The following is a 26,572-nucleotide window of genomic DNA, read 5'->3' as shown; positions in this document are numbered from 1 at the left end:
CCTAGAGCGCGATCGCGGCGGCCGGGCGGCGCGGATCGGCGGCGGCGCGCAGCAGAGGCCCCTCCTGGCGCACCATCTCGACACAGCCGGCGAGCCAGGTGCGCTCGGGCCAGAGCCGCACGTCGTGGCCGCGTGCGGAGAGGGCCGCGCGCGTCGCTTCCGCGATGCGCGACTCCACGTTCAGCCGCGCCGGGTGCATCTCATAGGGGTGGGAACTGCCGGGGAAGGCGTAGCTCGCCACGCGCGGCGCCTCCACCGCCGCCTGCGGCGTCATGCCGAAGACGACGAGGTTCATCAGCACCTGCAGCAGCGCCTGGGGCTGCACGTCATTGCCCGGCGTGCCGAAGGGCATGACGCCGCCCTCGGGCGTGATCGCCATTGCGGGCATCGGCGTCAGCCGCGGCCGCTTGCCGGGCGCGAGGCCGGCCGGGTGCGCGGGGTCGGTGCGGTTCTGCGAGCCGCGGTTGGAGATGACGAAGCCCAGGCCCGGCACCACCGGGCTGCTCCAGGAGGCGTCGGAGGGCGCGCTGCTGAAGGCCCCGCCCCAGCGATCCACCACCGCGACATAGGAGGTCCCGGCCTCGACCGGCGGTTCGTCCTGGCTCGCCGCGATGCCCGGCGGGTGCAGGCCGGGATAGGCGCGGGCCGGGTCGATCCGCGCGGCACGGGCGGCGATGTGTTCCGCCGACAGCAGATGCGCGAGCGGCACACCCACGAAATCCGGGTCACCCACAAAGTGCTCGCGATCGGCGAAGGCGAGTTTCAGCACCTCGACCAGCAGGTGCAGGTAGTCGGGCGAATTATGCGCGTGGCGCGCGAGCCCCGCCTGCTCGGCCAGCAGCAGCGCCTGCAGCAGCGTGGGCCCCTGGCACCAGGGCCCGCCGGTCATGATGCTGTGCCCGCGCCAGGCGATCTGCGCGGGCGGCAGGATGGGGCAGCGGAACGCGGCGAGGTCCTCGGCCGCCAGCCAGCCGCCCTGATCCTGCGTGAAGGCAACCATGCGGGCCGCGATTTCGCCGCGGTAGAAGGCCTCCCGCGCCGCTTCCAGCCCGCCCACGCGATCCGCCCCGCGGGCGCGCGCGGCGCGTTCCTCATCCACCATGAAGCGCAGCGTGGCCGCGAGATCGCTTTGCACGAACAGCGATTCGGCCGCGGGCGGGGCGCCGCCGGGCAGGAAGATCGCGGCGTTGGAAGGCCAGCGCGCGTAATCCTCGGCATGGGCGGCGATGTTCTGCGCGAGCAACGGATAGACGGCGAAGCCCTCGGCCGCGAAGCGGATGGCGTGCTCGGCGATGGTGGCGAAATCCATCGTGCCATGGCGCTGCAGCGCGGTGATCCAGGCGCAGGGCGCGGCCGGCACCACGGTGCGCAGCATCCCCGGCGGCATGCGCCCGCCATGGTGCTTCTGGAAGTGATCCGCCGGCGTGGCGCGCGGCCAGGGGCCGACGCCGGCGATGCTCTCGACCGGACCCTTGCCGCTGCGCAGCAGGATCGGCGCCACACCCGCGATGCTCACCAGATCGGGGTGCAGCACGCCGAGTGCGAGGCCCGCCGCGCAGCCGGCATCGGTGGCGTTTCCGCCGGCCTCGAGAATCGCGAAGCCCGCCGCACTCGCCAGGTAATGCCCGGCCGAGATCGCGTGGCGCGTGCCGCAGACCGTCTCGCGCGTCTGCATCACTCGGCCTTGAGCCCGGCGCGGCGGGCCACTTCCGTCCAGCGCGCGATCTCGGGGGCGAGCAGGGCGCGGAATTCCTCCGGCGTGCTGATGGTCGGGCGCATGCCGATGCCGGCGATGCGCTCGGCGAAGCCCGGCTCGGCGGCGACGCGGCGCATGCCCTCGCTGATCCGCGCGATGATCTCGCCCGGCGTGCCGGCGGGCACGACGAAGCCGAGCCAGCCGCTGGCGGAATAGGCCGGGAAGCCGAGTTCCTGCAGCGTCGGCACATCCGGCAGCAGCGGGTCGCGCGATGCCCCCGTGGTGCCGAGGGCACGCGCCTGGCCGTTGCGCACCGCGCTCAGCACGGCGTTGATGGTGTTGAAGTTCATGTCCACCTGGCCGCCCAGCGTGTCGGTCAGCGCCTGCGGGCTGCCGCGATAGGGCACATGGGTGATGTCCACGCCTGCCACCTGCTTGAAGTACTCGGCCGCCATATGGGTCGAGGTGCCGGTGCCGGCCGAGGCATAGGTCAGGATCCCCGGGCGCGCCTTCGCGGCTTCCAGCACCTCGGCCACCGAGCGGAAGGGCGAGGCGGCGCGCACCACCAGCGCATTGTCGTTGGCGCCGACCAGCGCGATGGGATCGAAGCTGCCGACCGGGTCATAGGGGAGGGTGGCGCTCAGCGCCGGGGCGATGGCGAGCACCGAGGAATTCGCCATCAGGATCGTGTAGCCATCGCGCGCGGCGCGCGAGGCGGCCTCGGTGCCGATCACGCCGCCGGCGCCGGCGCGGTTCTCGATCACCACGGGCTGGCCCCAGAGTTCGGAGAGCCGCTGCGCATAGGCGCGGGCCAGCAGGTCCGTCCCCGCGCCGGGCGGGAAGGGGACGATGATGCGCACCGCGCGCGTCGGCCAGGCCTGGGCCAAAGCGGGCAGGGGCGGCAGCAGCGCCAGGGCGAGCAGCGCGCGGCGGGACAGGCGGGGCATCACGAACCCTCCTCGGTCGGGGCCATGATGCTGCCAGCCCCGGGCGCGCGCGTCACCCGCGATAGAGCGCCGCGATGTCGGGCGCGAAGCCGGTGAGGTCGCGGGCGCGGTGCGGGCGCGGGGCGGGAGCGAGGCCGACCATCGCCTCGGCGAGCCGCACCGCCGCCGCCGTGCCGTCGATCAGCGGCACGGGCACGCGCGGGGCGAGCACGGGCGCGAGGCCGGCGAGCGGCCCGCCGGCCAGGATCACCACCTCCGCCCCATCCTGCTCCACCGATTGGCGGCAGAGATCGATGAGCAGTTCGGCGCGTTCCTCCGCCACCCGGCCGGGGTCGCCGCTGAAGGCCGGGCCCATGCGGAAGCCCGCGCAGCGACCAGCGAGGCCATGATGCGCCAGCACATCCTCGAACATCGGGCGGAGTGCGGCGGTGAAGCTGACGATGCCGAAGCGCCGCCCCAGCAGGCAGGCGGCGTGGAAGGCGGCCTCGCTGATGCCGAGCACCGGCACGTCGAGCAATTCCTTCGCCGCATCCAGGCCGGGGTCGCCGAAACAGGCGATGATGGCCGCGTCGTAGCTGCCGCGATGCGCGCCGAGTGCGGCGAGCGTCGCGGGGCCGGCGACCAGCCAATCGGCGCGGCTGACGATCAGCTTCAGGCCGAAGGGCGCGCTGATGGCGGTGATCGCCGTGCCTGGCGAGGCCGCGGCGCGCGCGGCCTCTTCGATGCGTGCGGTGACGCTGTCGGTGGTGTTGGAATTGACGACGAGCAGCCTCATGCGCCGGCGACCTTCAGCCAGTGTTGGGCGATATCGCGTCGGCGCGCGATCCAGATGCGCGGGTCGCGCGCGATGCGCGAGAGCACCTGCTCCAGCCCCGCCATGCGCGCGGGCCGGCCGATGATGCGCAGATGCAGCCCGATCGAGAGCATGCGTGGGGCCGTCACGGATTCCTGCAGCATCCAGTCGATGGCGCCGAGGCAGTAGCGGGAGAAATCCTCCGCCTGGATGAAGCCGCCGCCCGGCGAGAAGCGCATGTCGTTGGTGTCGAAGGCGTAGGGCAGGATGACATGCGGCGCGCCATCGGGCCGCGGCGTGCTGCGCGGCAGGTCGTCATCGTAGCAGTCGCTGTCGTAGAGGAAGCCGCCCTCTTCCAGCAGCAGCCGGCGCGTGTTGACGGAAGAGGCGCTGCGCGTGTGCCAGCCGACGGGGCGTTCGCCCGTGGCATCCGTGATGGCCTTGACGGTCGCGGCGATCACCGCGCGCTCGGTCGCCTCCGCCATGCCGGCATGGCTCTCCCAGCGCCAGCCATGGGCGGAGATCTCATGCCCGCGTGCATGGGCGGCCTGGGCGAGGATCGGCGCGGCGGCGATGGCGCGCCCGCAGGACGAGAAGGTCGCCTTCACGCCATGCGCGTCGAAGCGATCCAGGATGCGCCACAGCCCCACGCGGCTGCCATAGGCGAAGTGGCTCTCGATGCAGGGGTCGGGATGGCCGACCACCTCCTCGCGCGCCTCATAGACGCTTTCATTGCGCGCATCGCCGCTGGTGAGCGACAGTTCCGCCCCTTCCTCGACATTGACGACGAAGGAGATCGCGAGCCCGGCGCCTTTGGGCCAGCGCCAGGCAGGGGAGGCGCCGGCGCGACCCACTAGGTCGCGCGACGCGGGCGGCATGCCGCCCAGGGGGAGGGGGGGGAGGGGGGTGTGGCTCACGCCCCCCGATACAACGAGAAGCCCCAGGGCGTGAACTTGATCGGCAGGTGATAGTGCAGGTGTTCGTCGAAAACCCGGAAGCGGAAGGGCACGACCTCCAGGAAGGGCGGCGGGGGTCTTTCATGGCCGGCGTAGAATTCGCTGAGATGGAAGAGCACCTCATGCATCCCGGCCTCGACCCCCTCGCCGGTGGTGATCGGGTGGTCCAGCGCGCCGTTGGGGGAGAGCCGGCCATCCGCCAGCACGCGGCGGGAGCCGTCTTCGAGAATGCGGTGGACCTCAACCCTCATGCCCGTGCCCGGGCGGCCATGGGCCACATCCACGGCGTGCACAGAAATTCCGCCAGCCATAACGCGTACCTTCCGGTTTGGAAGCGACCAGCCGACACCCTTTTGGTGCCCGCCGCGCCCCAACGCCAGCCTTGTCTCAACCTTGGCAGCGAGAGCCTCTTCTGCGAAGGCTCTTGGCAAAAACCGCGTCGCGAGAAGCGTATTGGCGAAATCCATGCCATCTCGCGCGGCAGGGGATTCGGCTGTGACCGGAAGACCGGCATCCCGCCGAAGACTTGGGCCCCGGCAAGCCCATAGGTTGTAGGACCGTTGACGACCACACGCCAGAGGTATCTGGGTGCGGCCGGATGAACGCGAAAGATTCTTCTTTTTCTGGATAACGACGGCAGAAAGGCTTCCCGCCTCATCCGGCGAAACGCCCTGCCGGCCGGGCCGCGCGGCATGATCCTTGCGAAGCCTGGGCGGATTGCGAGGAGATCGCCATGCGCCGCCGCCACCTGCCGCTTCTTGCGGCATCCGCCCTGCTTCCCTGGCGCAACCGCGCGCAGGCGCAGGATCTGCCGACGCGCCCGATCCGCCTCGTCGTCACCTTCCCGCCCGGCGGATCCTCCGACATCGTCGGGCGCGTGCTGGCCGAGGCGCTGGGCGCGCGGCTGCCGGCGCGGCCCATCATCGACAACCGCCCCGGTGCGGGCGGCACGCTCGGCGCGGGCTATGTCGCCGCCCAGCCGCCCGACGGCACGGTGCTGCTGATGTCCAACACCGCGCCCATCGTCACCTCGCCGCCGCTCTATCCGAACATCTCCTACAATCCGGTCACGGGGCTGACGCACATCGCCTATATCGGCGCCGCGCCGCTGGTGATCATCACCAATCCGCGCCTGGTGCCGGCCACCGACCTGCCGGGGCTGATCGCCTGGATCAAGGCGCAGCCCACGCCCCCCGGCTATGGCAGTTCGGGCGCGGGCTCCATCGCCCACATCTTCGGCGAGGTGCTGCAGACGCGCATCGGCGCGCCGCTCAACCACGTGCCCTATCGCGGCTCCTCGCCCATGCAGGCGGATCTGCTGGCCGGCGTCATCCCCATCGCCTTCGATCCGCTGCCGCAGAATGTGGAGAACATCCGCTCGGGCCGCATCCGCGCCATCGCGCTCGCCGCGCCGGGGCGGCATGCCATGGCCCCAGAGGTCGCCACCACGGCGGAGGGGGGCTATCCGGACCTGCTGAGCGAGAACTGGATCGGCGTGGCCGGCCCGCCCGGCATGGCGCCCGCTTTGGTCGCGCGCCTGCATGCCGAGATCGTGACCGCGATGCAGACGCCGATGATGAAGACGCGGCTCGAGGAACTCGGCGTGGCCACCCGCGCCATGACGCCGGCCGAGTTCACCGCCTTCGTCGCCCGGGAGGTGGAGGTGATCGGCGGCGCCATCCGTCGCCTCGGCATCACGGCGGGTTGAGCATGCGTCTCGTCGCCGTCTTCTTCGGCAAGCCGGGCGGGGGTGCCTTCAACGCCGCCGGCGTGGCAGGGCTCGAGCGCGCGGCCGCGCGGCTCGGCCTGACGCCGGAGGTGGTGTGGGAAGCCATCCCCGCGCGGCGCACCGAGACCGTGGCGGCCGCTGCCGCGCGGGCCGACCTGCTGATCGCGCATGGCGGGCAGGGCGAGGCGGCGGTGGCCGAAGTGGCCCCGCGTTTCCCGGGCGTGGCCTTCGCGGTGACGCAGGGGCGCATCACGGGCCCCAACATCGCCGGCTTCGAGGTGCTGCAGGAACACTCCGCCTTCCTCGCTGGCGCGCTGGCAGGGTGGTGGATGCAGGGGCGCATCGCCGCGCATCTCTCGGGCGAGAAGGTCGCCCCTGGCCTGCGTGGCCGCGCGGGCTTCGCCGCGGGGCTCGCTTATGCGAAGCCGGACGCGACCTTGCTCACCGGTTTCTGCGGCGACCAGCATGACCCCGCCTTGGCCGAGGCCTGGACGGCGGCGCAGGCGCGAGCGGGTGCAGAGATCCAGTTCACCATGCTCGATGCCGGGCGCAGCGGCGCCATCGCGGCGGCACGCGCTGCGGGGATCCGGGGCATCGGCAATGTGCGCGACTGGACGCGCGAGGATGACGTGTTCCTTGCCTCCGCCATCGCCGACAATGGCGTGGCGATGGAGGCCGCGATCGACGCCTTCCGCGATGAGCGCTTCGAGGATCAGCGCCTGGGGCTGGAGACGCCGCAGGCGGTGCGCCTGGCGCTCGCCGCCGATGTGCCCACGGCCCTCGCGCAGCGCCTGGAGACGCTGCGCGCGGCCATCATCGCCGGCGAGGTGCGCGTGCCCGAGCATTGGTCGGGCACCGAGTGGGCGCCGAGTTAGACCTTAGGCCGCGCCTTCAACTCGTCGCGGATCTCCGCCAGCAGGGCCTCGGTCGGGGTCGGGGCCTTGGGCGTCGTGTCCTTCAGCTTCAGCGTCGTCAGCACGCGCAGCAGCCAGAAGATCGCCATCGCCACGATCAGGAACTTGATGATCGCGTTGATGAACATGCCGATCGCCAGCACCGCCGCGCCCGAGGCGCGCGTCGCCTCCAGCGAGGGCTTGCGCTCGCCGCTCAGGACGATGAACAGGTTCGAGAAATCGATGCCGCCGATCAGCAGGCCGATGATCGGGTTGATCAGGTCCTCGACCAGCGAGCCCACGATCGCCGTGAAGGCCGCGCCGATGACGATGCCCACGGCGAGGTCGATGACGTTGCCCCGCATGATGAAGGCCTTGAACTCGCGCAGCCACGCGGGCTCCTTGATCGGGATATTGATCGGCGGTTGCATCCTGCTCTCCTGTTCTTCGAGGGTCCTGAAGCGTTATGCCGCGCCGCACCAGCCGGCGATCAGCGCCGCGACCACGGCGACGCCGCGCTGGTAGTCGGCCACATCCACCCATTCGTCGCGCCCGCCATTCTGCGTCAGGTCGCCGCAGAGCGGGCCGAGCCCGACGCAGGGAATGCCCGATTGCACCATCGGGTTGCGGATGTCGGAGGAGGTGTGCAGCGGGTTGATCTCGGGTGCGGTGCCGGTGCCGCGCAGCACCGCGGCACTTGTCTCGATCCACAGCGGATGGTCGAGCGTGACCTCCGCGCCCGTGACGCCCGAGAGCATCTCCACGCGGGGCGGGTTGTCGCGCAGGAAGTCATCCGCCTGCGCCGCCTCGGTGATCGCCGCCAGCAACTCGGCCTGCACATCGGCGAGCTTCTCGCCCGGCGGGAAGGCGAGCGCGCAGGAAAGTTGCAGCGCGGGGGCGACGCGCGCCGCGCGGCCATCGCCCAGGCTGCGGATGTCGCCCACGAGCAGATTGGTGCTGCGCCCGACCGCGGCGTCGAGTGCCGGGTGATGCACCCGCGCGGCGCGGCGCGCATCCAGCGCGCGCAGCGCTGCCAGCACCACCATCGCCTTGTCGGTCGGGTTCACCGCCAGATGCGCGAAGGCCGCATGACCCGGCTCTTGCGTGGGCGGCAGGCGGCCGGGGACGATGATGCGGAACACCAGCTGGCCTGAAGCGAGCGCCTTCACCTCGCGCATGCCGATGCCCGATTCCGCCGGGTGCAGGTAGACGGCCGCATCGGCCGTGACACCGCCATGCAGCAGCGCATGCACCCCGCGCGCATGGCGCTTGGAGGGTGTGCTGGCGCAGATCACCTCGCCCTTGGGCTTGAGCCCCGCTGCGTGCAGCACGCGCAGCGCGGCCACCATCGTCGCCACGCCGGCGAGGTCATCGGACACGCCCCAGCCATGCAGGCGGCCGTTGGCGATCTCGCCCGCGAAGGGGTCGTGCTTCCAGCCGTGATTGGGCTGGAAGGCCTCGCCATCCGGATGGGCGAAGAAGATCACGCTGCGGCCCCCGCCGGTGCCGGGCAGGCGGGCGAGCACGGCCTCGCGCTCCTCCGCCGCCATGGCGGCCTCGGCGGCGAATTCCTCGCGCAGCACGACGTCGGCCGGACGGTAGCGGCGATTCTCCACCTGGCAGCCCAGCGCGGCGAAGGCGGCGGCGACATGCGCCTGCACGGCCGCCTCGCCCTGCTTTTGCAGGGCGATCAGCTCGCGCAGGAAGGCCAGGGACTCTGCCCCCGATGCCTGCGCCGCCTGTTCCACCCGTGTCGCGACATCCATGCCGAACCGATCCTCTATTGCCCCAGAGAAGCGATGGTCGCGGCGGGCGGGCGGCGCGTCAACCAACGGGCTTTGCGCCGCCCGGTGGGCGTGCAACAAATCTCCAGGCGTCGGGGCGGCAGTTCCGGGGCCGGGATCTGGGGAGGTCCCATGGATGATGCGATTGGTGATCGGCGCCAAATGGTCCTCGACCTGGACCATGCGGGGCTGGCTGGCCTGTAGGCTCTCGGGCCTGCCCTTCGAGGCGGAAACGCTGTTCCTGTCGCGCGCCGACAGCAAGGCGAAGCTTGCCGCTGCCTCGCCCACCGGGTTGATCCCCGTGCTGCGCGATGGCGATTTCACCGTCACCGACACGATGGCGATCGCCGAATACCTCTGGGAACTGGCGCCCCGCAGCGCGATCTGGCCGCAGGAACTGCGGGCGCGCACGGCCGCGCGCATGTCGGCGAGCGAGATGCACGCGCATTTCGCGGAACTTCGCGCCGCGATGCCGATGAACCTGGTCAAGCGCTGGCCGATCGCCGCGGGCATCCCCTCCAACGCCAAGCTGCTCGGCCGGCCGGGGGTGGAGGCGCAGGTGGCGCGGGTGCAGGAAAGCTGGCGCCAGACCCGTGCCGCCTGGGGCGCGGGCGGGCCCTATCTCTTCGGCGCCGAGTTCAACTTCGCGGATGCGATGTGGGCGCCCATGGCGAGCCGCTTCCGCACCTATTCCGTGCCGCTCGCCCCCGATGCGCAGGCCTATGCGGATGCGGTGCTGGCGCATCCCCTGGTGGTCGAGTGGGTCGAGGCCGCCTTCGCCCAGGCGCGTGAGATCAGCCTCGAGGCCTGCGCCGCCTGGCCTTGATCGCCGGGCCTTGATGGCCTTGGGCGGGCGCGGCAGGCTGGCCGCCAAGCCAGGAGAATACGCCCATGCTCGATCCGGTCGGTCGCGTCGTCATGGTCAGCGGAGCCTCACGCGGGATCGGGCGGGAGGTGCTGCGCCGCCTGCATGGCTCGGGCTGGTTCGTCAGCGCGGGCGCACGCGGCCCGCTGCGCATCTCGGCCGGTCCCGACCTGATGGCGCATCGCTACGAAGCCGAGGAGGAGGGCGCGGCCGAGTCCTGGGTCGCCGCCACGCTGGCCCGCTTCGGGCGGATCGACGCGGTGGTGAACGCCGCCGGCATCAACCCCATGGCCGGGCTGCTCGACGCCGATGAGGCGCCGCATGACGCGATGTGGCGGGTGAATGTGAAGGGCCCGATGCGCGTCATCCGCGCCGCCTGGCCGCATCTGATGGCGGCCGGCGAGGGGCGGGTGGTGAACATCGCCTCGCTCTCGGGCAAGCGCGTGGCCAATGAGAATCTCGGCTATGCGATGAGCAAATTCGCCGTCATCGCCCTGACGCAGGAGGTCCGGCGCCTGGGCTGGGAGCATGGCATCCGCGCCACCGCACTCTGCCCCGGCTTCGTCGCCACCGAGATGACGGCCAAGGCCCGCTTCCCGCGCGAAGCGATGAGCCGGCCCGAGGACATCGCCGTGCTGGTGGACACGGTGCTGCGCCTGCCCAACACCGCGACCGTCGGCGAACTCGCCGTGAATTGCCGGTTCGAGGCGCTGGCCTGAACCAGCAGTTACGGCACCGTCGGCAACGCCCGGTGAAGCGGCCGCGGCGCGCGGCGGCGCTCGGGAGTGCCGGGTTGCGGCAGCAGCGCCGCGCGGCCCGTGCGCAGCAGCGCCTGCTGGCGGGCGAACTCCGCCGCGCCCAGCCAACCGCGCTGCCGCGAGGGGGAGGACAGGCTCTGCACGGGCGTCGTGTCCGGCTGGGAGGGGACGTTTCGCATCTTGCGACTCCTGATCGGGGGGAGGGTGGCGCGCATGGCGGTCGGGCCACCGCAGAGGATTGCGCGGGACGCAATGCGCGCCGCCAGGACGCCTCGGGGGCGGCGCGGCTGGACATCGAGGCCTCGGGGGCGGCGCCCAATGTGTTGCGGCATGCATTGCATCTTGCGATTCCTCGCGGTGGACACGAGGAAGGGCGCAAGCGGCGTGCCAGGCAGAATTCAGCGCGGGGCGGCACCCGGGGGCAGGACGAGACCGCTTGAGAAGCCCTGCAGGGTCCACTCATAGGGGGCGGGGTCGCCCCGCACGAGGCCGGCGCGCGCCGATGCCAGATCCACGATCAGGATGATGCAGGCGCTCCAGGCGGTCAGCAGCACCAGGGTCACCGAGGGCTGCAGGTTGTTGCGCACCCCGCCCTGGTAGCCGATGGCGCCCACCCCCAGCACGGTCAGCCCGAGCAGGAGCCAGGGCAGTTCGGGGGGCATGCGGCTCTCGAAGGCGTAGCGCTGGCTGGTCGCGAGGTCGAAGGTCTCGTTCAGCGCGTTGATGAGGGACACCGAGAGCGCGTCGGGCTTGGCGCGGGCGACGGCGGTGGCCTGGCCCCACATCCGCGCCTGGGCCGCGCCGGTCTCGGCGTTCAGGGCCGCCAGCTCCGTCGCCCGCCGGGCCGAGACGACCCAGGCAATCCGCTGGCGCGTGTAGCTCTCGAGCTCCGCGGCGATGGCCCGGCCCTCCGGCCCACCCACCGCCTGGGCGCGCAGCCAGGCCGTGCCGATGGCGTTGGCCTCCTGCAGCCCAAGCTGCCGGCGCTCCTGGTAGCGGCCCTCCGCCATGTTGAGGCTCAACCCGAGGATGAAGGCCAGCAGGCCAAGCAGGCCGCCCACCACCACGCCGATGCCTTCCGCCACCTCCTGGTGCTCGGCGGCGCGGCGGCGCACCGCGAGGCCCAGGCGCCAGCCGATGAACAGGCCGATCAACTGACAGCCGAGCACGACGACGCCCAGCAGTAGCAGGTGGACCCGCGCGATCTCGACCAAGGCGTGCATGGCGGCCCCCCCTTCCCGCGGGGCAGCATGGCGCCCGGCAGGGCGGTCTGCAATGCGCCTGCTCTTCCGCTTCGCCCGCGAAACCCCCATCTTGGCGGCGGCCGGGAGACCCAGGATGCAGACCGACTTCACGCTCGAACAATTGCGCGACCCGGACATGGCGGAGAGCAACCGCATCCTGCGCACCTGCGTGCATTGCGGCTTCTGCACCGCCACCTGCCCCACCTTCCTGCTGCTGGGCGATGAGCTGGATAGCCCGCGCGGGCGCATCTACCTGATCAAGGACATGCTGGAGAATGACCGCCCGGCCACGCCGGAGGTGGTGCAGCATGTCGATCGCTGCCTCTCCTGCCTCTCCTGCATGACCACCTGCCCCTCGGGCGTGAACTACATGCACCTCGTCGATCATGCCCGCCGGCATATCGAGGAGACCTATGACCGCCCCGGGCCGGAGAAGCTGCTGCGTCGGGTCCTTTCCTTCCTGCTGCCCTATCCGGCGCGCTTCCGCCTCGCCCTGTTCGGCGCCGGGCTGGGCCGGCCGCTGGCGCGCTTGATCCCGGGCCAGTCGATGATGGCCAAGCGTCTGCGTGCCATGCTCAAGCTCGCCCCCCAGCGCCTCGACCCGCCGAGCAGCGTGGAACGGCCGGGCACCTACCGCGCCATCGGCCCGCGCCGCGGCCGCGTGGCGCTGCTCACCGGCTGCGCGCAGCAGGTGCTCGCGCCCTCGATCAACGAGGCGACGATCCGGCTGCTCACGCGCATGGGCCTCGACGTGGTGGTGACGGCGCAGCAGGGCTGCTGCGGGGCGCTCGATCACCATATGGGCCACCACGACCCGGCCATGCGCCTCGCACGCGCCAATATCGAGGCCTGGACGATGGAGATGCAGCGCGAGGGCCTCGACGCGGTCGTGGTCAACGCCTCGGGCTGCGGGACGACGGTGAAGGATTACGGCTTCATGTTCCGCGCCGAGGAGGCGCCCTGGGCGGCGCGCGCCGCCGCCATCTCCGCCATGACCATGGACATTTCCGAGTTGCTGCTGCGCTACGATTACGCGCCGACCCGGGAAAAGCCCGGCCTGAGCGTGGCCTATCATGCCGCCTGCTCTCTCCAGCACGGCCAGAAGATCACGACCGCGCCGAAGGATCTGCTCAAGCGCGCCGGTTTCACGGTGAAGGAACCGGCCGAGGGGCATCTGTGTTGCGGCTCTGCCGGCACCTACAACCTGATGCAGCCCGACATCGCCGGGCAGTTGCGGGAGCGCAAGCTCGGCAACCTGGACCGCACGCGGGCGGATCTGATCGCGGCGGGCAATATCGGCTGCCTGACGCAGCTCAGCGGTGGGCGGATGCCCACGGTGCATACGGTGGAATTGCTGGATTGGATGGCCGGCGGGCCGGAGCCGGCCGGTGTGGCCGCGGCGCGGCGCGGCTGATGGCGCGGCTGGAGGGGATGCCCGCGGCGCTGTTCGCCGCGCATCTTCCGCTGGAGGTGCCGACGCGCCTGGACCACCGATCGGCCTGGACCATGCACCTGCCCTTCGCCGCCTGGCTGGTGGCGGCGGCCCGGCCGCGGCGCATCGTGGAGCTGGGCGTGCATGTCGGCGTCTCCTTCTGCGCCTTTGCCGAGGCCGTGCAGCGCGAGGCCCTGGCCTGCACCTGCCTCGGCGTCGATACCTTCGCGGGGGACGATCACGCCGGGCAGTATGATGGCGGGGTGCTCGCCGAGCTGCGCGCGCATCACGACCCGCGCTATGGCACCTTCTCCCGCCTCTTCGTCGGCACCTTCGAGGCCGCGGCCGCCGAGGAGCCTGCCGGCGGCGTGGACCTGCTGCACATCGATGGCCTGCATACCTACGACGCCGTGCGCACCGATTTCGAGACCTGGCTGCCGCGCATGTCCCCGCGGGGCGTGATCCTGTTCCACGACACCGCGGTGCGCGACCGCGGCTTTGGGGTGTGGCAGCTCTGGGCGGAAGTCAGCGCCAGCCGGCCGCATTTCCATTTCGAGCACGGCGCGGGGCTGGGCGTGCTGGCTGTCGGCGACACCACGCCCGAGGGGCTGCGCCCGCTCTTCGAGGCATCGGCGGGGGATGCGGTCCGGCTGCGGGAGATCTTCCACGCGCTCGGCGCGCGGCTGCAGGACCTGACGCCCCGGCCGCCCCGGAAGCCGAAGCGGCGCGGCATCTGGCCATTTCGGCGTTGATCCGCCGCCGCGCATGCCCGAGCATGGACGCATGATCCGACGTACCCTGCTGTCGCTGGGCCTTGTCGCACCCCTGCTGCTCTGCGGCGCTGCCGCCGCCCAGGCGCCGCGGCCGGGCAGCGCCGAGGCCCGCAAGGCGGAGCTCGACCGGCTGTTCGAGGCGCTGGCCAGCGCGCCGGACACCCAGGGCGGGCAGATGGTGGAGGCGCGCATCCGCGCCGTCTGGGGCCAGGCGGCCTCGCCGGCCACGGGGCTGCTGCTGCGCCGGGGCATCCGCAACCTGCAGCGCAACGAGGCCGCCGAGGCGCTGGAGGATTTCGACGCCGCCCTGGTGCTCGACCCCGGCGCTGCCGACGCCTGGCTGCTGCGCGCGCGCGCCTTGGCCGCGCTGGGGGACCGCGCGGCGGCGGCGCGTGATCTGCGGGAGGCGCTGCGCCTCGAACCCCGGCATTTCGGCGCGCTGGTGCAACTCTCCGAATTGCAGCAGGAGGCCGGCGACCTGCCCGGCGCGCTGCGCAGCTTCGACGCCGCGCTGGCGCTGCACCCGAAGATGCCGGGCGGGGCCGAGCGGCGGCGGGAGTTGGCGCGCCAGGCGGAAGGCGATGCGTTGTAGCGCAACGCGCGGATGGCGCGCGCCGCGGCGCCGCCGCACCCTGCCGCCATGCCCGATGCCCTGACACCCCCCAATCCCGATCCCGATGCGCTGCGCTGGCAGGCCGTGCTGGCGCGCGACCCGGACCTCGCCGGCGCCCCCTTCCTCTATGCCGTGACGACGCAGGGGATCTTCTGCCGCCCCGGCTGCCCGGCCCGCCCGCCCCTGCGGCGCAACACGCGCTTCTTCGCCGATGCGCCCGCCGCCGAGGCCGCGGGCTTTCGCGCCTGCAAGCGCTGCGACCCGAAGGGCGCGCGCGTCGCACTCCAGGCCGAGGCCGTCGCCGCCGCCTGCCGGATGATCGAGACGGCCGAGACCATCCCGAGCCTCGCGGCGCTCGCCGCCCGCGCCGGCTATGCGCGGCACCATTTCCTGCGCCTGTTCCGCGACATCACCGGCGTCACGCCCCGCTCCTACGCCGAAGGGGTGCGCGCCCGGCGGCTGCAGGAATCGCTCGCCGCCGGCGATCGCGTGGCGGAGGCCGTGGCGGGGGCCGGCTTCGGCTCCGAAAGCCGGGTCTATGAGGACACGGCCCGGCATCTCGGGATGACGCCCGGCGCGGCCCGGCGTGGCGGGGCCGGGGAGGTGATCCGCATCGCCCATGCCGAGAGTGCCATGGGCCCGCTGCTGGTCGGCGCCACCGATCTCGGGATCTGCTTCATCGGCTTCGCCGAGCCGCCGGCGGCGCTGGAGGGCGATCTGCGCGCGCGATTCCCGAAGGCCCGCATCGAGCCCGCGCCGGCGGCGCTGGCGGCGGCGGTGCAGGAGATCTGCGCCTTCCTGGCCGAGCCCGCGGCCGCACTCGCCCTGCCGCTCGACCTGCGCGGCACCGCCTTCCAGCGCCGGGTGTGGGAGGCGCTGCGCGCGATTCCCCTGGGCGAGACGCGCACCTATGCCGGCCTCGCCGCCGAACTTGGCCAGCCGAGCGCGACGCGCGCCGTGGCGCGGGCCTGCGCCCGCAACCCGGTCTCGCTCCTCGTGCCCTGCCACCGGGTGGTGGGGGCCAGTGGCGACCTCACCGGCTATCGCTGGGGCGTGCCGCGCAAGGCCGCGCTGCTGGACGGGGAGCGGCGCGCGGCCGGGCGCAAGGCGTAGCGGCCGCCCTCAGGCGGCGCTGTGCGCGCGTTCCTGCATCTCGGCGGCGATCTGCGCGCGGGCGGCCTCGGCGGGCAGGGGCTTGCCGTAGAGCCAGCCCTGGCCGTGCTCGCAGCCCTTGGCGAGCAGCAGCCGGGCCTGTTCCTCGGTCTCCACGCCCTCGGCGATCACCTGCATGTCGAGCGTGCGGCCCAGGCCCACGATGGTCGCGACGATGGCCGAGACCTTGGGGTCGCGCGCCAGGTTCTTCACGAAGGCGCGGTCGATCTTCAGCTTGCCGAAGGGGAAGCGCCAGAGATGCGCAAGGCTGGACCATCCCGTGCCGAAATCATCCATGGCGATGTTCACGCCGAGGCCCCGCAGCTCGCGCAGCAGGCCGACGACGCTTTCGGGGTCGTGCTGCAGCAGGCTCTCGGTGATCTCGAGCTCGAGGCGCCCCGGTGCCAGGCCGGTGCTGGCCAGTGCCTCCGCCACGGTGGCGACCAGCGCGCCATGCCGGAACTGCGCGGGCGAGAGGTTCACCGCCGCCCGGAAGCTGCCCGGCCAGGTCGCGGCCTCGGCGCAGGCGGCGCGCAGGACCCAGGCGCCGAGCGGCACGATCAGGCCGCAGGCTTCCGCGACCGGGATGAAGTCATTGGGCGGCACCAGGCCGCGCGTGGGGTGGTGCCAGCGCACCAGCGCCTCGAAGCCGGTCAGCCTTCCGTCGGCCATGTTGCGCTGCGGCTGCCAGTGCAGGGTGAACTGGCCTTCCGCCAGGGCGCGCTTCAGGTCGCGCTCGGTCTCCCGGCGCTGGCGCAGGGCGGCGTCCTGGCCGGGTTCGAAACAGCTGATGCCCGGCTCGAGCCCGGCCCGCGCAACGCCCAGCGCGGCCTCGGCCCGCGCCAGCAGGATCTCGGCGCTGGCGCCATCCTGCGGCGCCACGGCGATGCCGATATCGCCGGCGCAAATCACCTCCCCGTCCGCGATGGCGACCGGCTCGCCCACCAGGGCGATCAGGCGTTCGGCGAGGCGCGTGGCGCCGGGCACGCCGGAGATGCCGCTCTGGATCACGGCGAAGCGGTCGGCCGAGAGGCGTGACACCGTGTCCTCGCGCCGCACCGCCCCGCTCAGGCGCGCGGCGATGACGCCGAGCACCGCATCCCCCCCGGCCCGGCCGAGCGTATCGTTCACGTCACGGAAGCGGCGCAGGTCCAGCACCAGCACGCCGATGCCGAATCCCTGGCGCTGGGCGAGGGCGAGGGCAGCATCCAGCCGCTCGCGACATTCGGCATGGGTGGCGAGGCCGGTGAGGGCGTCGTGGCGGCGAAAGAAGAGGGCGCGGGCCTCGGCCGCCTCGCTGCGCTGGCCGCCCAGCCCGGCCCAGATCAACAGCCCGCCCGCCGCGACGCCGAAGACGGCGATGGCAAGCTCGGCAAGGAAGAAGGCTTCCCGATACTGCGCGCGGCGCTCGGTCTGGTCGACCAGTGCCTCGAGCGTCTGCCCGTCCTGGCCATGCGGCAGTCGCAGCGCGGTGAGCATGTCGCTGCGGGCAGTGCCGGGTGCGGGCGGTGTCCCCTGGCCGGCGATCTCGCGCCCCTCGGAATCCAGCAGGCGCCAGGTCAGCACGCCGGCCGGGAGGGTGAGCATGGGCGATCCCTGGGCGATCTGGGACAGCAATTCCTGGCCCCTGGCCTGCGTATCCTTCGCCAGCAATCGCTCCGCCAACAGGTGGTTGGCCAGGATCGCAGCAAGGATGACGACAAGCCCGGCCACCAGCAGCAATGCCGGCAACCGCAGGCCCGATCGAAGAGGGGGAGGCTCAGGGGAGCCGGGGGACGCCATGGGCGCATACTGCCGCGCAGATATGAACCGGAAGTTGAGGCAACCGCTCGGATTTGGCGTTTCCCGCGCGTCGCCGCTATAGGGGCGCGCGCGCCGGGATTGCACCGGCGCCCCAAGCTTGGAGCCACAGGGCCATGGCCGGCCATTCCCACGCCAAGAACATCATGCACCGCAAGGCGGCCCAGGGTGCCAAGAAGGCGCGCGCCTTCGGCAAGCTGATCCGCGAGATCACCGTCTCCGCCAAGCTCGGCCTGCCCGACCCGGCGATGAACCCGCGCCTGCGCGCGGCGGTGAAGGCGGCGCTCGTCGCCAACATGACGCGCGAGACGATCGACCGCGCCATCAAGCGCGCCGCCTCAGGCCTGCAGGGCGAGGACTACCAGGAGGTCCGCTACGAGGGCTACGGCCCCTATGGCGTCGCCATCATCGTCGAGGCGCTGACCGACAACCGCAACCGCACCGGCGGCGATCTGCGCTCGATCTTCGCCAAGGGCGGCGGCGCGCTGGGCGAGACCAATTCGGTCGCCTTCCAGTTCGAGCGGAAGGGCGTGCTGCGCTACCCGGCTGCGGCCGGGGATGCCGACACCATGCTGGAAGCCGCGATCGAGGCGGGGGCGGAGGATGTGGAAAGCGACGCGGAGGGCCACGAGGTCTCCTGCGCCGTCGAGGATTTCGCCGCCGTGCGCGACGCGCTGGAACAGAAATTCGGCACGGCCGAGGCCGCGAAGCTGGAATGGTGGCCGAGCACGACCATCGACCTGGATGAGGAGCGGGCGCGGGACATCCTGAAGCTGCTCGACATCCTCGACGACCATGACGACGTGCAGAACGTCTATGCGAATTTCGAGGTCGATGCCGCCGCCATGGAACGCCTCAGCGTTTGATTTGTGCCCTCAGATGGCGGGCGCGCGCTCCGCGCGCTTGCCTTCGCGCAGGCGGCTGTTGTGCTGTGCAGCGCGACCGGTTTGTGCGCGGGCCGCATTCGCGGCCTCGGGCCGGCCAAAGCAGCCGGCCCGCCATCCCGGCAGATTTGATGTAATACGGGGCATGACCCGGCCCCCGATTCGCATCCTCGGGCTCGACCCGGGCCTCCAGCACACGGGCTGGGGGCTGGTGGAGCATGACGGCTTCCGCCTGCGCTTCTGCGCCGAGGGCGTGATCAGCACCGATGCGGCCGATGACCTGCCGCACCGGCTGCTGGTGCTGCACCAGGGCCTCGCCCGCGTCATCGCCGAGCAATCCCCGGATGAGGCGGCGGTGGAGCACACCTATGTCGCGCGCAATCCGGAGAGCGCGCTCAAGCTCGGCCAGGCGCGCGGCGTGGTGCTGCTCGCCCCCTCCATCGCCGGGCTGCCGGTGCGCGAATATGGCGCGATGGAGGTGAAGCGCGCCGTGGTCGGCAACGGGCACGCCGCGAAGGAGCAGGTGCAGGCGATGGTGCGCCATCTGCTGCCCGGTGTGACCTTCAAGCGCGCCGACGCGGCCGATGCGCTCGCCATCGCCATCTGCCACGCGCATCACCGCAGCACGCGCAACGCCTTTTCCGCTGCTGTGGCGAGGGCGGGCGCATGACGGCTGTCATGCGCCCGTCGGCGCGCGAAGCGGGCCGAGCGGCCGAATGGCCGCCGCCGCCTATGCGGCGAGCCAAGGCCGCGGACGCGGCCGCCCGGCGCTTGAGGGCACAAAGATCATGATTGGGTCATTGAAAGGCTTCGTTGAATCGGTCCATGAGCATGGCTGCGTGCTCGACGTGAATGGCGTGGGCTATCTCGTCGCCTGCTCGCGCAAGACGCTCGACAAGCTGACGGCGCGCGAGGGCGTGCAGAAACTGCTGATCGAGACGCGCGTGAGCCAGGACGCGATCACGCTCTACGGCTTCTTCGACGCGCCGGAGCGCGAGGCCTTCTCGGCCCTCATCGAGGTCAAGACCGTGGGCCCGCAGAAGGCGCTGATGGTGCTCTCCGGCCTCACGCCCCCTGAACTCGCCCGCGTCATCGCGGCGAAGGAGAGGAAGCGGCTGTCGGAGGTGAAGGGCCTCGGTGCCGCCACCGCCAACCGCATCGTCGATGAGCCCGCGATGCAGAAATGGGCGGTGGGCCGCGCCATGCCCGAGGCCGATGGGGTGGGCGGCGTGGCGCTGCCGGCCTTCGTGCCCGCCGGACCGGAGGCGGATGCGGCCTCGGCGCTCACCAATCTCGGCTGGAAGCGGCCCGAGGCGGCGGCGGCCGTGGCGCGCGCGGCCAAGCGCCTGGGTGAGGGGGCCGACCTCAACGCGCTGATCACCGAGGCGCTGCGGGAGATGGCCCCCAGGGGAACCACGCCATGAGCGAACCGCGCATGACCGACGGCACGCGCCAGGAGGAGGACGCCGTCGAGGGCAGCCTGCGCCCGCAGAACCTCAAGGAGTTCATCGGCCAGAAGACGATCCGCGAGAATCTCGAGGTCTTCATCGGCGCGGCCCGGCAGCGCGCCGAGGCGATGGACCATGTGCTGCTCTTCGGCCCGCCCGGCCTGGGCAAGACCACGCTGGCGCAGATCGTCTCCCGCGAGCTGGGCGTGGGCTTCCGCGCGACCTCCGGCCCGATCCTGCAGAAATCGGGCGACCTCGCCGCCATCCTCACCAACCTCCAGCCGCGCGACGTGCTCTTCGTGGATGAGATCCACCGGCTGCAGCCGGCGATCGAGGAAACGCTCTACCCCGCGATGGAGGATTTCTGCCTCGACCTCATCATCGGCGAGGGGCCGGCGGCACGCACCGTGCGCATCGATTTGCCGCCCTTCACCCTGGTCGGTGCCACGACGCGCGCCGGGCTGCTCACCCAACCGCTGCGCGACCGCTTCGGCATCCCGCTTCGGCTGCAATTCTACGAGGTGGCGGAACTGCTGCTGATCGTCCGGCGCGGGGCGGAGAAGCTGGGCTTCGCCCTGTCCGAGGAAGGGGCGCTGGAAATCGCGCGGCGCTCGCGGGGCACGCCGCGCGTGGCGGGGCGGCTGCTGCGGCGGATCCGCGACTTCGCCCTCGTCTCCGGCCGCCTGGCGGACCGCCCGATGGTGGATGCGGCGCTCTCACGGCTGGAGGTGGACCGGCTGGGGCTGGATGCGCAGGACCGCCGCTACCTGCGGCGGATCGCCGAGCACCACAATGGCGGCCCGGTGGGGGTGGAGACGCTGGCCGCCGCACTCGCCGAAAGCCGCGACACGCTGGAGGAGGTGGTCGAGCCCTTCCTGATCCAGGAGGGGCTGGTGCTGCGCACGCCGCGCGGGCGGATGCTGGGCGAGCCGGGCTGGCGGCATCTCGGCCTGACGCCCCCTTCGGGCTTCTCCGGGCAGCTCGATCTGCTGGCGGGGACCACGGACCCGCAAGAATGACACGGTTTCACCGTTTTTCGGTCCGCGTTTATTTCGAGGATACGGATGCGGGGGGCGTCGCCTATCACGCCAACTACCTGAAATGGGCCGAGCGGGCCCGGACCGAATCCTTGCGTGCCATGCACTTGTCCCATGCACTTATGATGGAGCGTCACAATTTGATGCTCGTGGTGCGGCGCATCGAAGTGGAGTATGTCCGCCCGGCGCGACTCGATGAGGCCCTGTGGGTCGAGACACGGGTGGCCGGTATCGGCGCCGCCACCCTCGACCTGATCCAGGTCGTGATGCGGGAGGCGGATGAGGCCGTGCTCGCCCGGCTCAAGGTCGGGCTGGTCTGCGTGCGGGCCGAAGGAATGCGCGCCGCGCGGCTGCCCGAACCCTGGCGCAGCCGCCTGGCGGAATTGGTGGAGGACGGGGCCCCGTCCTCCTGAAGTCTTACCCGGTTGGCTTGCCATCCGGTGCTGAAGGAGAAGTGCCTTGGGCAACGTCACCGCCACCGCTCTCGCCCCGGCGGCGCATGATCTGTCGCTGTGGTCCCTCTTCCTCATGGCGGATTGGGTGGTGAAGGGGGTGATGATCTCGCTCCTGCTCGCCTCCGTCTGGGTCTGGGCGATCGTCTTCGAGAAGACCGTCTCGCTCCGCCGCGCCCGGCGCGAGGCCGACGCCTTCGAGGAGCGTTTCTGGTCCGGCGGCAGCCTCGATGAGCTCTACAGCCGCGAGGGCGAGCAGCCCGCCCACCCGATGGCCGCCGTCTTCGGGGCTGCGATGCGCGAGTGGAAGCGCTCGGCGGCGCGCATGCCGACCTCCGACCTCGCCGTGACGGGGCTGAAGGAACGGGTGGACCGCGCCATGTCGGTGGCGATCCAGCGGGAGATGGAGCGGCTGGAACGCTGGATGGTGTTCCTGGCCACCACGGGCTCGGCCGCGCCCTTCATCGGGCTGTTCGGCACGGTCTGGGGCATCATGAACAGCTTCAGCGCCATCGCGGGGATGCAGAACACCTCCCTCGCCGTGGTGGCGCCGGGCATCGCCGAGGCGCTCTTCGCCACCGCCATCGGCCTCGTCGCCGCCATCCCGGCCACCATCGCCTACAACAAGCTGGCCAATGACCTTGCCCGCCTCGCCGGGCGGATGGAGGCCTTCGCGGCCGAATTCGGCGCCATCCTCTCCCGCCAGTCCGAGGCGGCGAGCGAGGCCCCGCGCGCCCCGCGCCCCGCCGCGCCGGTTGGGGAGTAGTCCGGTGGCCGGGCAGCTGATGGGGGGCAAGGGCCCGCGCGGGCGCTACCGCCCGATGAGCGAGATCAACGTGACCCCCTTCGTGGACGTCATGCTGGTGCTGCTCATCATCTTCATGGTGGCCGCGCCGATGATGACCACCGGCGTGCCCGTGGACCTGCCCCGCACCCAGGCCGGGGCGCTCAACCAGGAGCAGGAACCGCTGACGATCAGCGTGAACGCTGAGGGCCGAATCTTCCTGCAGAATGAGGAAGTCCAGGCCGAGGCGCTGGTGCCGCAACTCCAGGCCATCCTGCGCAACCAGCCCGCCGGCGCGCCGGAGCGGCGCATCTTCGTGCGCGGCGACCGCGCCATATCCTATGGCCGGGTGATGGAGGTGATGGGCATCGTGAGCAGCGCGGGCTTCCAGCGCGTGGCCCTGCTGGCCGAGCAGCCGACCCCCGCCGCGCGGCCTGCGACCCCGCCCGCCCCAACCCAGCCGCCGCGCAGGTAGGATCGTGTCGGCGACGCTGGCCTATGGCGGGGAGGCGGAGCGCGGGCCGGACCTGAAGGTCTGGCTCGGCATTTCGCTCGCCCTGCATCTGCTGCTGGCCATCGCGGGGCTGATCTACGGCGCCGTCCGCCCGCTGCCGGAGCCGGAGGAGATGCGCCCCGTGGCGGTCGAGTTCGCCTCGCCCGAGCCGCCCTCCCAGGCCCAGGGCGAGCGCCCCGGCCCGACGCCTGATCCGGTGCCCGCCCCGCCCGAGCCCGCGCCCGCGCCGATGCCCCCCACGCCGCCGCGCCCCGAGCCGCCGCAGCCCGCGCCGCCGCCGCCGCCCCCGCCGCCGGCCCCCGCGCCGGTCGCGGTGCCGCGACCGCCGACACCGACCCCGCCGGCCGCAAGCCCCCCCGCGACCCCGCCCGTGACGGCCCCGGCGCCGCCCACGCCCGCGCGGCCCACCGCGCCGCCCGTGCCCGTGGTGCCGGATGGTACGCTGCCGCCGCCGCCGCCGCCCGCCCCGCCGGTGCCGCGGCCGACCCCGCCTGCGCCGACGCCGACCCCCGCGCCCAGCCCGCCGACGCCCGCCCCGGCGCGCCCGGCCACGCCCACGCCGCCCGCCGCCACCCCGGCGCGGCCCGAACCCGCTTTGCCGCTGCCCCCGCCGCCCGCACCGCCGCCGCCCGTGCCGGCGCAGACCCCCGGCACCGGCCAGACCCCGCCCGTCGCCCGGCCGGAGGAACGCAGCACCAGCGTGCAGAACACGCTCGAGCGCCTGCGCGCCCAGCAGCAGCAGCAGACCCCGCCCACCGGCCGGCCCAACCCGCAGGCCGGCCGCCCTGCCCAGGGTGGTGGTGCGCCGACCGGGACAGATCTGCTCAATGCCGGCGAGCGCGGTGCCATCGGCGAGCGCATCGGCGAGTGCTGGCGCGTCGATCCGGGGATGCTGGGCCTGGCCGACATGCGCGTGAGCCTGATCGCGATCGTCGATCGCGGCGGGGTGATCCGTAACGTGCTGCCCGGCCCCGAGGGCGTGCCGCGCGACCCGCGGGCGCAAAGCCTGTATGAACGCGCCCGCCGGGCGCTGCTCGACCCCGCCTGCTCGCCGTTGCCGGTCCCGCCCGGCCGGCTTACGGCGGACCAGAACCGCTTCCAGTTCAATTTCTCGCCGAGAGGATTCATCCGATGAGCCTGCCGGAAACCGGTTTCGGTCGTCGCAGCCTGATCCTGGGGGCAGGCGGTGGCGTGGTGGCCTCCCTGCTGCCGGACAGCCTGGCGGCCCAGGGCAACCAGACCACCGTCATCGACGTGACGCGCGCGCGCACCGATCCGGTGCCGATCGCCGTGCCCGACATGGCCGGCGCCACCCCCGAGGCGCAGCGCCTGGGCCGCGACATCGCCCGCGTCATCCAGGCCAACCTGCGCAATTCCGGCCTGTTCCGGCCGGTCGAGCGCCAGGCCTTCATCCAGAGCCCCGAGGCCGCGGCCGAGCGCCCGCGCTTCCAGGATTGGCGCGTGATCGGCGCGCAGGCGCTGACCACGGGCCGCGTCGAGGCCAGTTCGGACCGCGTGCGCGTCGAATTCCGCCTCTGGGACGTGCTGCCCGAGCAGCAATTGCAGGGCACCGCCTTCACCGCGCCCGCGGCGCAGTGGCGGCGCATCGCCCACCTGATCAGCGACGTGATCTATGAGCGCCTGCTGGGCGAGAAGGGCTATTTCGACACGCAGATCGTCTATGTCGCGGAATCGGGCCCGCGCGACCGGCGCACGCGCCGCCTCGCGCTCATGGACCAGGATGGCGAGAACCACCGCTTCCTCACCGATGGCAGCTTCCAGGCGCTGACGCCGCGCTTCCACCCGACGCAGCGCCAGATCGTCTTCATGAGCTATTTCCGCAACGAGCCGCGGGTCTACCTCTTCGACCTCAACACCCAGCAGCAGCAGGTGCTGGGCAGCTTCGGCGGCATGACCTTCAGCCCGCGCTTCTCGCCCGATGGGCGTTCCGTGGCGCTGGCGGCGATGCGCGGCGGCGATGCGAACATCTATGTCGTCGATCTCGGCAGCCGGCGCGAGCGGCAATTGACCAGCGGCAGTTCGCTCGATGTCTCGCCGAGCTTCTCGCCCGACGGCACGCAGATCGTCTTCAACTCCGACCGCGGCGGCGACCAGCAATTGTACGTGATGAGCGCCGATGGCGGGAATGCGCGCCGCATCTCCTTCGGCCAGGGCCGCTACGCGACGCCGGTCTGGTCGCCGCGTGGCGACCTGATCGCCTTCACGCGCATCTCGTCGGGCCAGTTCGGCATCGGCGTGATGCGCCCCGATGGCTCGGGCGAGCGGATCCTGAGCGAGGGCTGGTCGATGGAGGGGCCGACCTTCGCCCCGAATGGCCGTGTCCTGGCCTTCCACCGCGAAACCCCCTCCCGCGATGCGCGCGGGGCGGGCCACACCTCCCGCCTCGCGCAGATCGACATCGCGGGCTTCAACGAGAGGCAGATGGTGACACCCACCGACGCCTCCGACCCCGCCTGGAGCCCGCTGCTGAGCTGACATCGCGGCCGATTGTTCCGGCGTGATGCCGAAGCCGCTGCGACTCCGCGGCGAATCTTGACCCTCCGGCCGTGCTGCGGCTACCCACCCGCCGTCAAACGCAGACTTCATGAAGGACTTTCCGATGCGCAACACCAAGATCCTCGGCGCTTTCGCCGCACTCACCCTGCTCGCCGCCTGCTCGAACACCGATGCCACGGGTGCTGCGGGTGGCGCGGGTGCGGGGGCGAATGCCGGCGCGCCGCGCCCGGGCAGCCAGGAAGACCTGGTTGCCAATGTCGGCGACCGCGTCTTCTTCGACACGGACCGCAGCAACATCCGCGCCGACCAGCGCAGCGTGCTCGAGCGCCAGGCCGCCTGGCTCGCGCAGTATCCGCAGGTGCAGGTGACGGTCGAAGGCCACGCCGATGAGCGCGGCACGCGCGAGTACAACCTCGCCCTCGGCCAGCGCCGCGCCAATGCGGCGCGCGACGTGCTGGTGGCCTCGGGTGCCGCGGGCAGCCGCATCCAGACCATCTCCTACGGCAAGGACCGCCCGGCGGCGCTGGGCTCGACGCCGGATGCGTGGCAGCAGAACCGCCGCGCCGTCACCGTCGTTCGCTGAACCCGAACGGGCCGGGGGCTGAGCCCCGGCCCGATCGCTGCAAGGAATCCCCTCCATGCGCCTGCTGCGCGCCGCCATTGTGGGCATCGGGTTGCTCGGTCTGCCGGGCCTCGCCACCGCGCAGGTGGAGACGCGGGAGGGGATCGCGCTGCAGAACCAGATCCTGCAGCTGCGCCAGGAGGTCGAGGCGCTGCGCCGCGGCGGCGGGCTGCCCGCGCCCAGCGCCCCGGTGCCCGTCGCACCGCGCCCGAGCGGGGCGCAGGGCGAACTCGTGCCGCAGCTGCTCGACCGCGTGACCCGGCTTGAGGAAGAACTCCGCCAGATGCGCGGCCGCGCCGAGCAGGCCGAATTCCGCGAGCGCCAGACGCGCGAGCGGGTGGAGAAGCTGGAAGGCGACATCGATTTCCGCCTGCAGGCGTTGGAGGGCCAGCGCAGCGGCGCCGCCCCCGCCCGCCCGGCCGCGCCCGCCGCTGGCGCGGCTGGCGCCGCGGCTGCCGCACCCGCCGCCGCGGGCCCGCGCCCACCGCAGCGCGCCCTGGCCGAGGGGCAGGCCGCGCTCGGCCGGCGCGACTTTGCCGCCGCCGAGGCCGCGGCGCGGGAGGTCATCGCCTCCCGCGACGCGCCGCGGCAGGCGGATGCGCAGATGCTCCTGGGCGATGCGCTGTTCGGCAAGCGCGATTTCGGCGCCGCCGCCGTGGCCTATGACGACGCCTTCCGCCGCTCGCCCCAGGGGGCGCGCTCGAACGAGGCGATGCTGGGCGTGGCCAATGCCCTGATCGGCCTGGGCAACAACCGCGACGCCTGCGCGCAGCTCAATGATCTGCGCAGCCGCAGCCCGAACCTCTCCGGCCCCCTGGCCGAGCGCGTGGCCGATGCCCGGCGCCGCGCGCAATGCCGTTGATCCCTGGGCCGGCAGGC

The 26,572-nt window shown here is 72.3% G+C and carries 29 protein-coding genes; 19 read left to right on the top strand and 10 right to left on the bottom strand.

Translation table 11 applies throughout. The features are described 5' to 3' along the window. Position 1 precedes the first annotated feature (1 nt). The 5 genes from AC2D9U_RS03655 to AC2D9U_RS03635 are packed head-to-tail and all read right to left on the bottom strand — an operon-like array spanning position 2 to position 4,703. Positions 2-1,675 carry a gamma-glutamyltransferase family protein gene (locus AC2D9U_RS03655; protein WP_484746568.1) on the bottom strand — a complete coding sequence of 558 codons (1,674 nt, stop codon included), beginning with the start codon at positions 1,673-1,675 and terminating at the stop codon, positions 2-4. Continuing rightward, positions 1,675-2,643 (bottom strand): Bug family tripartite tricarboxylate transporter substrate binding protein, encoded by a 969-nt coding sequence (locus AC2D9U_RS03650; protein WP_484746566.1) that lies wholly within the window; start codon positions 2,641-2,643, stop codon positions 1,675-1,677. Before AC2D9U_RS03650 ends, AC2D9U_RS03655 begins: the two co-directional genes overlap by 1 nt. A 52-nt stretch (positions 2,644-2,695) precedes the next feature. Next, the gene (locus tag AC2D9U_RS03645; RefSeq protein ID WP_484746565.1) at positions 2,696-3,418 is read right to left on the bottom strand and encodes an aspartate/glutamate racemase family protein; all 723 of its coding nucleotides are present in this window, start codon (positions 3,416-3,418) and stop codon (positions 2,696-2,698) included. Continuing rightward, on the bottom strand, positions 3,415-4,353 hold the full coding sequence (locus AC2D9U_RS03640) for a polysaccharide deacetylase family protein (protein WP_484746563.1): 939 nt from the start codon (positions 4,351-4,353) through the stop codon (positions 3,415-3,417). The genes AC2D9U_RS03645 and AC2D9U_RS03640 overlap by 4 nt, the downstream gene beginning before the upstream one ends. Next, positions 4,350-4,703: a hydroxyisourate hydrolase gene (locus AC2D9U_RS03635; protein WP_484747325.1), complete on the bottom strand. Its 354-nt coding sequence runs from the start codon at positions 4,701-4,703 to the stop codon at positions 4,350-4,352. Before AC2D9U_RS03635 ends, AC2D9U_RS03640 begins: the two co-directional genes overlap by 4 nt. Positions 4,704-5,125: 422 nt before the next feature. Between AC2D9U_RS03635 and AC2D9U_RS03630 the strand changes: the two genes are divergently transcribed. After that, positions 5,126-6,100: a Bug family tripartite tricarboxylate transporter substrate binding protein gene (locus tag AC2D9U_RS03630; RefSeq protein ID WP_484746561.1), complete on the top strand. Its 975-nt coding sequence runs from the start codon at positions 5,126-5,128 to the stop codon at positions 6,098-6,100. Positions 6,101-6,102: 2 nt separating this feature from the next. Further along, positions 6,103-6,996, top strand: a complete 894-nt coding sequence (locus AC2D9U_RS03625; protein WP_484746558.1) for a BMP family ABC transporter substrate-binding protein — start codon at positions 6,103-6,105, stop codon at positions 6,994-6,996. Here the strand turns inward: AC2D9U_RS03625 and mscL are convergent. Then, entirely contained in the window at positions 6,993-7,445 is a 453-nt protein-coding gene (mscL, locus tag AC2D9U_RS03620; protein ID WP_484746556.1) for a large conductance mechanosensitive channel protein MscL, read from the bottom strand. The genes AC2D9U_RS03625 and mscL overlap by 4 nt on opposite strands. Positions 7,446-7,478: 33 nt before the next feature. After that, a complete protein-coding gene (locus AC2D9U_RS03615; protein ID WP_484746555.1) occupies positions 7,479-8,780 on the bottom strand; it encodes a M20 family metallopeptidase in 1,302 nt (433 codons plus the stop codon). Between the two features lie 154 nt (positions 8,781-8,934). On the opposite strand from AC2D9U_RS03615, the gene AC2D9U_RS03610 reads away from it, so the two are divergent. Both AC2D9U_RS03610 and AC2D9U_RS03605 read left to right on the top strand, forming a co-directional pair. After that, on the top strand, positions 8,935-9,624 hold the full coding sequence (locus tag AC2D9U_RS03610; protein WP_484746554.1) for a glutathione S-transferase N-terminal domain-containing protein: 690 nt from the start codon (positions 8,935-8,937) through the stop codon (positions 9,622-9,624). Positions 9,625-9,689: 65 nt separating this feature from the next. Next, complete coding sequence (locus AC2D9U_RS03605; protein WP_484746552.1) at positions 9,690-10,382, top strand: SDR family NAD(P)-dependent oxidoreductase; 693 nt, start codon at positions 9,690-9,692, stop codon at positions 10,380-10,382. An 8-nt stretch (positions 10,383-10,390) separates the two neighbouring features. On the opposite strand, the gene AC2D9U_RS03600 is transcribed toward AC2D9U_RS03605, so the two are convergent. Both AC2D9U_RS03600 and AC2D9U_RS03595 read right to left on the bottom strand, forming a co-directional pair. Further along, entirely contained in the window at positions 10,391-10,600 is a 210-nt protein-coding gene (locus AC2D9U_RS03600) for a hypothetical protein (RefSeq protein WP_484746550.1), read from the bottom strand. Positions 10,601-10,819: 219 nt separating this feature from the next. Next, positions 10,820-11,644, bottom strand: a complete 825-nt coding sequence (locus AC2D9U_RS03595; protein WP_484746549.1) for a bestrophin-like domain — start codon at positions 11,642-11,644, stop codon at positions 10,820-10,822. A gap of 115 nt (positions 11,645-11,759) precedes the next feature. On the opposite strand from AC2D9U_RS03595, the gene glcF reads away from it, so the two are divergent. From glcF to ada, 4 genes are read left to right on the top strand one after another with little or no spacing between them, the layout of a single operon-like run. Further along, positions 11,760-13,079, top strand: coding sequence for a glycolate oxidase subunit GlcF (glcF, locus tag AC2D9U_RS03590; protein ID WP_484746548.1), 1,320 nt, complete (start codon positions 11,760-11,762; stop codon positions 13,077-13,079). Further along, positions 13,079-13,849, top strand: a complete 771-nt coding sequence (locus AC2D9U_RS03585) for a class I SAM-dependent methyltransferase (RefSeq protein ID WP_484746546.1) — start codon at positions 13,079-13,081, stop codon at positions 13,847-13,849. Before glcF ends, AC2D9U_RS03585 begins: the two co-directional genes overlap by 1 nt. Before the next feature lie 31 nt (positions 13,850-13,880). Beyond that, positions 13,881-14,462 carry a tetratricopeptide repeat protein gene (locus AC2D9U_RS03580; RefSeq protein ID WP_484746545.1) on the top strand — a complete coding sequence of 194 codons (582 nt, stop codon included), beginning with the start codon at positions 13,881-13,883 and terminating at the stop codon, positions 14,460-14,462. A 48-nt stretch (positions 14,463-14,510) separates the two neighbouring features. After that, the gene (ada, locus tag AC2D9U_RS03575) at positions 14,511-15,596 is read left to right on the top strand and encodes a bifunctional DNA-binding transcriptional regulator/O6-methylguanine-DNA methyltransferase Ada (protein ID WP_484746543.1); all 1,086 of its coding nucleotides are present in this window, start codon (positions 14,511-14,513) and stop codon (positions 15,594-15,596) included. A gap of 9 nt (positions 15,597-15,605) precedes the next feature. Here ada and AC2D9U_RS03570 read toward each other — a convergent pair whose 3' ends face one another. Continuing rightward, positions 15,606-17,366 (bottom strand): putative bifunctional diguanylate cyclase/phosphodiesterase, encoded by a 1,761-nt coding sequence (locus AC2D9U_RS03570; RefSeq protein ID WP_484746541.1) that lies wholly within the window; start codon positions 17,364-17,366, stop codon positions 15,606-15,608. A gap of 185 nt (positions 17,367-17,551) precedes the next feature. Here AC2D9U_RS03570 and AC2D9U_RS03565 point away from each other — a divergent pair, with 185 nt between their 5' ends. The 11 genes from AC2D9U_RS03565 to AC2D9U_RS03515 all read left to right on the top strand — a co-directional run bounded on the left by AC2D9U_RS03565 (position 17,552) and on the right by AC2D9U_RS03515 (position 26,555). Next, entirely contained in the window at positions 17,552-18,301 is a 750-nt protein-coding gene (locus AC2D9U_RS03565) for a YebC/PmpR family DNA-binding transcriptional regulator (RefSeq protein ID WP_484746539.1), read from the top strand. Positions 18,302-18,464: 163 nt separating this feature from the next. Then, positions 18,465-18,989, top strand: a complete 525-nt coding sequence (gene ruvC, locus AC2D9U_RS03560) for a crossover junction endodeoxyribonuclease RuvC (RefSeq protein WP_484746537.1) — start codon at positions 18,465-18,467, stop codon at positions 18,987-18,989. A gap of 130 nt (positions 18,990-19,119) precedes the next feature. Further along, positions 19,120-19,743, top strand: a complete 624-nt coding sequence (gene ruvA / locus AC2D9U_RS03555) for a Holliday junction branch migration protein RuvA (RefSeq protein ID WP_484746536.1) — start codon at positions 19,120-19,122, stop codon at positions 19,741-19,743. Next, on the top strand, positions 19,740-20,786 hold the full coding sequence (ruvB, locus tag AC2D9U_RS03550) for a Holliday junction branch migration DNA helicase RuvB (protein WP_484746534.1): 1,047 nt from the start codon (positions 19,740-19,742) through the stop codon (positions 20,784-20,786). Before ruvA ends, ruvB begins: the two co-directional genes overlap by 4 nt. Then, positions 20,783-21,217 (top strand): YbgC/FadM family acyl-CoA thioesterase, encoded by a 435-nt coding sequence (locus tag AC2D9U_RS03545; RefSeq protein ID WP_484746532.1) that lies wholly within the window; start codon positions 20,783-20,785, stop codon positions 21,215-21,217. The genes ruvB and AC2D9U_RS03545 overlap by 4 nt, the downstream gene beginning before the upstream one ends. Positions 21,218-21,263: 46 nt before the next feature. Then, complete coding sequence (tolQ, locus tag AC2D9U_RS03540; protein WP_484746531.1) at positions 21,264-22,022, top strand: protein TolQ; 759 nt, start codon at positions 21,264-21,266, stop codon at positions 22,020-22,022. Between the two features lie 19 nt (positions 22,023-22,041). Beyond that, the gene (gene tolR, locus AC2D9U_RS03535; RefSeq protein ID WP_484747323.1) at positions 22,042-22,515 is read left to right on the top strand and encodes a protein TolR; all 474 of its coding nucleotides are present in this window, start codon (positions 22,042-22,044) and stop codon (positions 22,513-22,515) included. A 4-nt stretch (positions 22,516-22,519) separates the two neighbouring features. Next, complete coding sequence (locus AC2D9U_RS03530; RefSeq protein WP_484746528.1) at positions 22,520-23,689, top strand: hypothetical protein; 1,170 nt, start codon at positions 22,520-22,522, stop codon at positions 23,687-23,689. Continuing rightward, positions 23,686-25,050: a Tol-Pal system beta propeller repeat protein TolB gene (gene tolB / locus AC2D9U_RS03525; RefSeq protein ID WP_484746526.1), complete on the top strand. Its 1,365-nt coding sequence runs from the start codon at positions 23,686-23,688 to the stop codon at positions 25,048-25,050. The genes AC2D9U_RS03530 and tolB overlap by 4 nt, the downstream gene beginning before the upstream one ends. A 124-nt stretch (positions 25,051-25,174) precedes the next feature. Further along, positions 25,175-25,654, top strand: coding sequence for a peptidoglycan-associated lipoprotein Pal (gene pal / locus AC2D9U_RS03520; protein WP_484746525.1), 480 nt, complete (start codon positions 25,175-25,177; stop codon positions 25,652-25,654). Between the two features lie 55 nt (positions 25,655-25,709). Next, complete coding sequence (locus tag AC2D9U_RS03515) at positions 25,710-26,555, top strand: tetratricopeptide repeat protein (protein WP_484746523.1); 846 nt, start codon at positions 25,710-25,712, stop codon at positions 26,553-26,555. Positions 26,556-26,572 lie beyond the last annotated feature (17 nt).

This window comes from Roseomonas sp. TF40 (assembly GCF_057219975.1).
The sequence above is the reverse complement of the archived record's forward strand: the minus strand, read 5'-3'. Positions and strand labels throughout refer to the sequence as shown.

Excerpts from the sequence above, each read along its gene's own strand:
- AC2D9U_RS03655 (WP_484746568.1), bottom strand. The coding sequence starts at position 1,675 with ATGCAGACGCGCGAGACGGTCTGCGGCACGCGCCACGCGATCTCGGCC.
- AC2D9U_RS03650 (WP_484746566.1), bottom strand. The coding sequence starts at position 2,643 with ATGCCCCGCCTGTCCCGCCGCGCGCTGCTCGCCCTGGCGCTGCTGCCG.
- AC2D9U_RS03645 (WP_484746565.1), bottom strand. The coding sequence starts at position 3,418 with ATGAGGCTGCTCGTCGTCAATTCCAACACCACCGACAGCGTCACCGCA.
- AC2D9U_RS03635 (WP_484747325.1), bottom strand. The coding sequence starts at position 4,703 with ATGGCTGGCGGAATTTCTGTGCACGCCGTGGATGTGGCCCATGGCCGC.
- AC2D9U_RS03630 (WP_484746561.1), top strand. The coding sequence starts at position 5,126 with ATGCGCCGCCGCCACCTGCCGCTTCTTGCGGCATCCGCCCTGCTTCCC.
- AC2D9U_RS03625 (WP_484746558.1), top strand. The coding sequence starts at position 6,103 with ATGCGTCTCGTCGCCGTCTTCTTCGGCAAGCCGGGCGGGGGTGCCTTC.
- mscL (WP_484746556.1), bottom strand. The coding sequence starts at position 7,445 with ATGCAACCGCCGATCAATATCCCGATCAAGGAGCCCGCGTGGCTGCGC.
- AC2D9U_RS03615 (WP_484746555.1), bottom strand. The coding sequence starts at position 8,780 with ATGGATGTCGCGACACGGGTGGAACAGGCGGCGCAGGCATCGGGGGCA.
- AC2D9U_RS03610 (WP_484746554.1), top strand. The coding sequence starts at position 8,935 with ATGATGCGATTGGTGATCGGCGCCAAATGGTCCTCGACCTGGACCATG.
- AC2D9U_RS03605 (WP_484746552.1), top strand. The coding sequence starts at position 9,690 with ATGCTCGATCCGGTCGGTCGCGTCGTCATGGTCAGCGGAGCCTCACGC.
- AC2D9U_RS03600 (WP_484746550.1), bottom strand. The coding sequence starts at position 10,600 with ATGCGAAACGTCCCCTCCCAGCCGGACACGACGCCCGTGCAGAGCCTG.
- AC2D9U_RS03595 (WP_484746549.1), bottom strand. The coding sequence starts at position 11,644 with ATGCACGCCTTGGTCGAGATCGCGCGGGTCCACCTGCTACTGCTGGGC.
- glcF (WP_484746548.1), top strand. The coding sequence starts at position 11,760 with ATGCAGACCGACTTCACGCTCGAACAATTGCGCGACCCGGACATGGCG.
- AC2D9U_RS03585 (WP_484746546.1), top strand. The coding sequence starts at position 13,079 with ATGGCGCGGCTGGAGGGGATGCCCGCGGCGCTGTTCGCCGCGCATCTT.
- AC2D9U_RS03580 (WP_484746545.1), top strand. The coding sequence starts at position 13,881 with ATGATCCGACGTACCCTGCTGTCGCTGGGCCTTGTCGCACCCCTGCTG.
- ada (WP_484746543.1), top strand. The coding sequence starts at position 14,511 with ATGCCCGATGCCCTGACACCCCCCAATCCCGATCCCGATGCGCTGCGC.
- AC2D9U_RS03565 (WP_484746539.1), top strand. The coding sequence starts at position 17,552 with ATGGCCGGCCATTCCCACGCCAAGAACATCATGCACCGCAAGGCGGCC.
- ruvC (WP_484746537.1), top strand. The coding sequence starts at position 18,465 with ATGACCCGGCCCCCGATTCGCATCCTCGGGCTCGACCCGGGCCTCCAG.
- ruvB (WP_484746534.1), top strand. The coding sequence starts at position 19,740 with ATGAGCGAACCGCGCATGACCGACGGCACGCGCCAGGAGGAGGACGCC.
- AC2D9U_RS03545 (WP_484746532.1), top strand. The coding sequence starts at position 20,783 with ATGACACGGTTTCACCGTTTTTCGGTCCGCGTTTATTTCGAGGATACG.
- tolR (WP_484747323.1), top strand. The coding sequence starts at position 22,042 with ATGGGGGGCAAGGGCCCGCGCGGGCGCTACCGCCCGATGAGCGAGATC.
- tolB (WP_484746526.1), top strand. The coding sequence starts at position 23,686 with ATGAGCCTGCCGGAAACCGGTTTCGGTCGTCGCAGCCTGATCCTGGGG.
- pal (WP_484746525.1), top strand. The coding sequence starts at position 25,175 with ATGCGCAACACCAAGATCCTCGGCGCTTTCGCCGCACTCACCCTGCTC.
- AC2D9U_RS03515 (WP_484746523.1), top strand. The coding sequence starts at position 25,710 with ATGCGCCTGCTGCGCGCCGCCATTGTGGGCATCGGGTTGCTCGGTCTG.